The organism is Micromonospora sp. NPDC007271, from assembly GCF_040634005.1.
Classification (GTDB): domain Bacteria; phylum Actinomycetota; class Actinomycetes; order Mycobacteriales; family Micromonosporaceae; genus Micromonospora.
Genome location: NZ_JBEYER010000038.1, coordinates 56223 through 62516, shown reverse-complemented (window position 1 = coordinate 62516; position 6294 = coordinate 56223). Strand labels below are relative to the sequence as shown.

Annotated in this window: 7 protein-coding genes; 5 read left to right on the top strand and 2 right to left on the bottom strand. The window is 72.9% G+C overall.

Features of this window, described 5'->3' with window-relative positions; all coding sequences use genetic code 11:
- Together ABZ570_RS16130 and ABZ570_RS16125 are read left to right on the top strand one after the other, a co-directional pair.
- On the top strand, positions 1-592 hold a 592-nt coding region (locus ABZ570_RS16130), incomplete at its 5' end, for a response regulator (protein WP_358063199.1).
- Positions 589-1146, top strand: coding sequence for a response regulator (locus tag ABZ570_RS16125; RefSeq protein WP_358063196.1), 558 nt, complete (start codon positions 589-591; stop codon positions 1144-1146). The genes ABZ570_RS16130 and ABZ570_RS16125, both read left to right, overlap by 4 nt.
- A 99-nt stretch (positions 1147-1245) precedes the next feature.
- On the opposite strand, the gene ABZ570_RS16120 is transcribed toward ABZ570_RS16125, so the two are convergent.
- Positions 1246-1752, bottom strand: a complete 507-nt coding sequence (locus tag ABZ570_RS16120) for a MarR family transcriptional regulator (protein ID WP_358063193.1) — start codon at positions 1750-1752, stop codon at positions 1246-1248.
- A gap of 96 nt (positions 1753-1848) precedes the next feature.
- On the opposite strand from ABZ570_RS16120, the gene ABZ570_RS16115 reads away from it, so the two are divergent.
- Entirely contained in the window at positions 1849-2775 is a 927-nt protein-coding gene (locus ABZ570_RS16115; protein WP_358063190.1) for an ABC transporter ATP-binding protein, read from the top strand.
- The gene (locus tag ABZ570_RS16110) at positions 2772-4364 is read left to right on the top strand and encodes an ABC transporter permease (protein ID WP_358063187.1); all 1593 of its coding nucleotides are present in this window, start codon (positions 2772-2774) and stop codon (positions 4362-4364) included. Before ABZ570_RS16115 ends, ABZ570_RS16110 begins: the two co-directional genes overlap by 4 nt.
- 84 nt (positions 4365-4448) lie before the next feature.
- On the opposite strand, the gene ABZ570_RS16105 is transcribed toward ABZ570_RS16110, so the two are convergent.
- Complete coding sequence (locus ABZ570_RS16105; RefSeq protein ID WP_358063184.1) at positions 4449-4781, bottom strand: STAS domain-containing protein; 333 nt, start codon at positions 4779-4781, stop codon at positions 4449-4451.
- Positions 4782-4953: 172 nt separating this feature from the next.
- Here ABZ570_RS16105 and hemL point away from each other — a divergent pair, with 172 nt between their 5' ends.
- A complete protein-coding gene (gene hemL / locus ABZ570_RS16100; protein ID WP_358063181.1) occupies positions 4954-6291 on the top strand; it encodes a glutamate-1-semialdehyde 2,1-aminomutase in 1338 nt (445 codons plus the stop codon).
- Positions 6292-6294: the final 3 nt, after the last annotated feature.

Sequence of the window (6294 nt, the reverse complement as noted above, 5' to 3'; positions counted from 1 at the left end):
CCTGCTCGGCGGCACGATCACCGTCTCGTCGGCGCCCGGCCAGGGCTCGACGTTCACCCTCTTCGTACCCGACGTGCTGGCACCGGACGCGGTGGTGGCGCCGGCACCACCCTCGCCGAGCCGCGCGGGCCTGTCGTCGTCGTTGCTCATGCCAATGGAGCTGCCGCAAGCGCAGGAGACCCCGGCGGCCCGGCGGCTGGAGGGCGTGACCGTCCTGATCGTCGACGACGACGTCCGGAACGTCTTCGCGCTGACTTCAGCGTTGGAACTTCATGGGATGACCGTGTTGTACTCGGACAACGGGGCGGACGGCATTCGCCAGCTGGCCGAGCATCCGGAGGTGGACATCGTGCTCATGGACGCGATGATGCCGGATCAGGACGGCTACGAGACGACCGTGCAGATCCGCCGCAACCATCGTTTCGCGGACCTGCCGATCGTCTTCCTGACCGCGAAGGCGATGCCGGGTGACCGGGAGTCGGCGATAGCGGCCGGCGGCAGCGACTACATCACCAAGCCGGTGGACCTGGACGAGCTGATCGAGATGATGGCGTCCTGGATCGGCCGGAGCCGAGGCGAGGAGATCTTGTGACACAGATGGCCAAGGCGCTCCTGGTGGACGACCGGCGGGAGAACCTGATGGCCCTGGAGGCGATCCTCCAGGGGCTTCCGGTGCAGTCGGTCGCCGTGGAGAGCGGCGAGGCGGCGCTGAAGCAGCTCCTGGTCGACGACTTCGCGGTGATCCTGCTCGACGCCCAGATGCCGGACATGGACGGCTTCGAGACGGCCACCCACATCAAGCGGCGGGAGCGGACCCGGCACGTACCGATCATCTTCCTCACCGCTGCGGACCGGGACGCGCAGCTCGCGCTGCGCGGTTACGCGGCCGGTGCGGTCGACTACCTGACCAAGCCGTTCGATCCCTGGGTGTTGCGGGCCAAGGTGTCGGTCTTCCTGGATCTGTGGGTGAAGACCCGCCAGCTCGCCGCCCAGTCCGACCTGGTGCGGGAGCGGGACGCCCAGTGGCGGGTGCTCACCGAGGCGGTGGACGAGGCGACCGCGCTGCTGCGGGCGGACGACGGCCCGGACGCCCGGGAGCGGGCGGTGGACCTTCTGGAGCAGGCCCGCTGGGGCAACACGGCCTGATCGCCGCGCCCGGCGACCATCCCCGGGCGCGGAGGAGGGGGTGGGCTGGTTGTCGACCACGGAAAGTGACGAATGGTCGGCGCGGCCGACAGGCAGCCGTCAGCCGGCCCGTTCGCCGTGCCCCCGCGCGGCGCGCCAGGCCCGCCACCGTTCGCCCATCGTGTCGAGCTCCGACTGGACGAAGAGGAAGAAGTCCCGCATCTCGGACACCCGCTCGCCGGCCGGAGTGTCCCGCCCGAGCAGCGCCTCCGCGCCGCCGTTGGCGATGTCGATGAAGTTTTTGTAGAGGCCGGTCTTGGTGATGGTGGCCTCGTACCAGGGGTTGTCCGGCATCCGGTAGCGGTCCCGGCGGGAGCCCTTGACCGGCTCGCGGATCAGCATGCCGAACTGGGTCAGGTAGCGGACCGCGCCGGAGACGGCCGCGGCGCTGACCCCGAGCCGCTCGCCGATCTCGGCGGCGGTGAGCGGGTCGTCGGCACTCATCACGGTGAAGAGCACCCGGCCGGCCATCCGGGGAAAGCCGACGTCCGCGAAGGCCATCGCCATCCGCTCGACGAAGAGGTGGATCTCTTCCTCGTTCCGGTCGGGGCGGTGGTCGTCCGGCATCGGCGCTGGCTCCTCGTGTCAAAAAGGCGTGAAAGTGATGGTGCCTCAAGCATCACTGTCTTCACAAGTTTGTGAAACGAGCGTAGCTTCCAAATCATGGAAACCCCGATTGAGGTGTCCGGCCTGGTGAAGACCTTCGGCCGGACCCGAGCACTCGACGGACTCGACCTCACCGTTCGCGCCGGGGAGGTGCACGGCTTCCTGGGGCCAAACGGCTCCGGCAAGTCGACCACCATCCGGGTGCTGCTCGGTCTGCTGCGGGCGGACGCGGGGGCCGTCCGGCTGCTCGACGGTGACCCCTGGCGGGACGCCGTCGCCCTGCACCGCCGCCTCGCGTACGTGCCCGGCGACGTCACCCTCTGGCCGGGCCTCAGCGGCGGCGAGGTGATCGATCTGCTCGGCCGGATGCGCGGCGGGCTCGACCCGCAGCGCCGCGCCGAGCTGCTGGAGTCCTTCGAGCTGGACCCGCGCAAGAAGGGCCGCGCCTACTCCAAGGGCAACCGGCAGAAGGTCGGCCTGGTCGCCGCCCTGGCCTCCGACGTCGAGCTGCTGATCCTCGACGAGCCGACCTCCGGGTTGGACCCGCTCATGGAGGAGGTCTTCCAGCACTGGGTCCGCCGGGCCAAGCAGGACGGCCGCACCGTGCTGCTCTCCAGCCACATCCTGGCCGAGGTGGAGGCGCTCTGCGACCGGGTGACGATCATCCGGAACGGCCGGGCCGTCGAGTCCGGGACGCTCGGCGAGCTGCGGCACCTGCAGCGCACCTCGATCGAGGCCGAGGTGGCCGCCCCGCTGGACGGGCTGGCCGACCTGCCCGGGGTGCACGACCTGCGGGTGGACGGCCACCGGGTGCGCTTCGACGTGGACTCCGTCGCGCTGGACGCCGCGCTGCGCCGGCTCACCGCGCTGGGCGTACGCAGCCTGGTCAGCCAGCCGCCGACCCTGGAGGAGCTGTTCCTGCGGCACTACGAGTCGGCCCCCGGCACGTCGACCCCCGCCGAGCGGAGCCAGGTGGTCGCATGAGCACCCTGACCGGCACCCGCCACCTGGTTCGGCTGATCCTGCGCCGGGACCGCTTCGTGCTCCCGCTCTGGGTGCTGCTGCTCGCCGTCCTGCCGGTGACCTACGCGGCCAGCTTCTTCGAGCTCTTCCCGACGGCCGCCGCGCGGGCCGCGTACGTCACCGGCACCGCCCGCAACCCGTCGATCGTCGCGCTGCTCGGCCCGGTGTACGGCGACAGCGTCGGCGCGCTCACCGCCCAGCGCGGCGGGTTCCTGCTGGTGGTCGTCGCGCTGGCCAGCCTGCTCACCGTCATCCGGCACACCCGGACCGAGGAGGAGGCCGGCCGGCGGGAGCTGCTCGGCGGCACGGTGCTCGGCCGGTACGCCGGGCTGACCGCCGCGCTGCTCGTGACGTACGCGGCCGACCTGCTGCTCGGCCTGCTCACCGTGGCCGGGCTGGTCGCCACCGGGCTCCCGGTGGCCGGCTCCTTCGCGTACGGCCTCGCCACCGCGCTGACCGGCGTCGCCTTCGCCACGATCGGTGGGCTGGCCGCCCAGCTGACCGAGACGGCGGGCGGGGCACGGGGCATCGCGATCGCGGTCCTCGGCGCCGGCTTCGGGCTGCGGCTCGTCGGCGACACCGCCACGCACGACTGGCCGAGCTGGCTGTCACCGCTGGGCTGGGCACCCCGGGTGCGCGCGTACGAGGGGGAGCGCTGGTGGGTGCTGGCGCTGCCGCTGGCCGCGTCGGTGCTGCTCGCCGCGGTCGCGTACCCGATGTCGGTGCGCCGCGACCTGGGTGCCGGGCTGCTGCCGCCCCGCCTCGGCCCGGCCACCGCCGGCCGGGCCCTCGCCGGGCCGTTCGGGCTGGCGTGGCGGCTGCACCGCGGGCAGATCCTCTGGTGGTCGGTGGGCTTCGGCCTGCTCGGGCTGATCCTCGGCGGGGCGGCGCAGGCCGCCGGCCGGTCCGTCGAGGGCAACCCGCAGCTCGAGCAGATCATGGCCCGGCTCGGCGGCGCCTCGGGGCTGGCCGACGCGTACCTCGGCGCGACGCTGAGCCTGGCCGGCCTGGCCGCGGCCGGGTACGGCGTCCAGGCCGCGCTGCGGATGCGGTCGGAGGAGGCCGGCGGGCGGGCCGAGCCGCTGCTGGCGACCGGCGTGCACCGCTCGACCTGGCTGCTGTCCCACGTGGTGTTCGCGCTGCTCGGGCCGGTGGTGGTGCTGGCCGTGACCGGGCTGGCCGCCGGCCTGACCTACGGGCTGAGCGTGCACGACGTGCCGGGCGAGCTGCCCCGGATGGTCGGTGCCGGGCTGGCGCAGGTGCCCGCCGCGTGGGTGCTGGCCGGGCTCGCGGTGCTGCTCTACGGCCTGCTGCCCCGGCTCGCCTCGGTGGCCTGGGCGGCGCTCGCGGTCTGTGTGCTGCTCGGCCAGCTCGGCGCGGTGCTGGAGCTGAGCCAGTGGCTGCTGGACCTCTCCCCGTTCACCCACACCCCCCAGGTGCTCCGCGACTCCTGGAGCCCCACCCCGCTCTGGACCCTGACCGTCCTGGCCCTGGCCCTCGCGGCGGCCGGCCTGACGGCCTTCCGCCGCCGCGACACCCCGATCCCCTGACGGCCGCTGCTGTCGATCAAGAAGTTTGCGTCGGGACTGCGCCGCCGGCAGACGCAAACTTCTTGATCAACGCGGACCGGGGTGTCAGGGGGCGGTCTCGTTGCGGATCATCAGGGCCGAACGGAGGCCGGTGATGTCGAGGACGCGCAGGAGGAAGTCGCCGACGTTGCTGAGGACCAGCAGGCTCTGGGCGTGACTGGCCTTGCGGCTGAGCACCACGAGGGTGCCGAGGCCCTGCGAGTCGCAGAAGGTCACCCCGCCCATGTCGAGCACGATGCGCGGTGGAGGATCGGTCAGCACCTCGTTGACGACGGTCGACAGCTGGGCGGCCGTGAGCATGTCGATCTCACCGGCGAGACGAAGCACGGCTTCGTCGCCCGTCCGCTGCACCGTGATGGACAGTTCGGCACGATCCACCCGGTCAGCCTATCGCGATCTCGACCATGCGGCCCGCCGAGCCGGCGGCGGCCGCCGGCCCGTGCCGAGAGCCGACGCGTGAGCGGGTAACCCCCCGAAGCCGTGAGCCCGGTAACCCTCGACGCGGGGTGGCTGCCGGTCAGCCGCCCGACGCTGACACAATGGCGGCATCGTGAACGATTCCATTTCCGCCGGATCCGGCCGTTACCCGGCCGACGCGCCGGCCTCCGAGGCCCTGTTCGACCGCGCCAAGGCCCTCGTGCCCGGCGGGGTGAACTCCCCTGTGCGCGCGTTCCGTGCTGTGGGCGGCACCCCGCGCTTCATGGTGCGGGGGGAGGGCCCCTGGCTGTTCGACGCCGACGGTCGCCGCTACGTCGACCTGGTCTGCTCCTGGGGGCCGCTGGTCCTCGGCCACGCCCACCCCGCGGTGGTCGACGCCCTGCGGGAGGCCGCCGCCCTCGGCACCAGCTTCGGCACCCCGACCCCGGGTGAGGTCGACCTGGCGGAGGAGATCGTCGCGCGTACCCCGGTCGAGCAGGTTCGGCTGGTCAACTCGGGCACCGAGGCGACCATGTCGGCGATCCGGCTGGCCCGCGGCTTCACCGGCCGCGCCAAGATCGTCAAGTTCGCCGGCTGCTACCACGGCCACTCGGACGCTCTGCTCGCCGCCGCCGGCTCCGGGGTGGCCACGTTCGGGCTGCCCGACTCGCCCGGGGTGACCGGCGCCGCCGCCGGCGACACCATCGTGCTGCCGTACAACGACCTCACCGCGGTCGAGGCGGCCTTCGCCGCCGAGGGTCAGCACATCGCCGCGATCATCACCGAGGCGGCCGCCGGCAACATGGGCGTGGTCGCCCCGCGTGACGGCTTCAACCAGCAGCTCGCCCGGATCGCCCACGCGTACGGCGCGCTGCTCATCGTCGACGAGGTGATGACCGGGTTCCGGGTCTCCCGCGCCGGCTGGCACGGCCTCGACCCGTCCGACGCCGACCTGTGGACGTACGGGAAGGTCATGGGCGGCGGCCTGCCCGCCGCGGCGTTCGGCGGGCGCGCGGAGATCATGGCGAGGCTGGCCCCGGCCGGCCCGGTCTACCAGGCCGGCACCCTCTCCGGTAACCCGCTCGCGTGCGCCGCCGGCCTGGCCACGCTCCGGCTCGCCGACGACGCGCTCTACCGCAAGCTCGACGAGACGGCCGCCGTGGTGGGCAAGCTCGCCACCGACGCGCTCGCCGCCGCCGGGGTGCCGCACCGCCTGTCGTACGCGGGCAACATGTTCTCGATCTTCTTCACCGACGCCGACGTGGTCGACTACGACAGCGCCCGCACCCAGCAGGTGCCCGCGTTCAAGGCGTTCTTCCACGGGATGCTCGCCGCCGGGGTCTACCTGCCGCCGAGCGCGTTCGAGTCGTGGTTCGTGTCGGCGGCGATGGACGACGCCGCCCTGGAACAGATCGCCGACGCCCTGCCCGGCGCGGCGACGGCGGCGGCAGCGGCGGGGCACGGGGGGTAACAG

What these genes read in the sequence shown, in the direction of transcription:
- ABZ570_RS16120 (WP_358063193.1), bottom strand. Translation starts at nt 1,752, where the DNA reads ATGCCGGACGACCACCGCCCCGACCGGAACGAGGAAGAGATCCACCTC.
- ABZ570_RS16115 (WP_358063190.1), top strand. Translation starts at nt 1,849, where the DNA reads ATGGAAACCCCGATTGAGGTGTCCGGCCTGGTGAAGACCTTCGGCCGG.
- ABZ570_RS16110 (WP_358063187.1), top strand. Translation starts at nt 2,772, where the DNA reads ATGAGCACCCTGACCGGCACCCGCCACCTGGTTCGGCTGATCCTGCGC.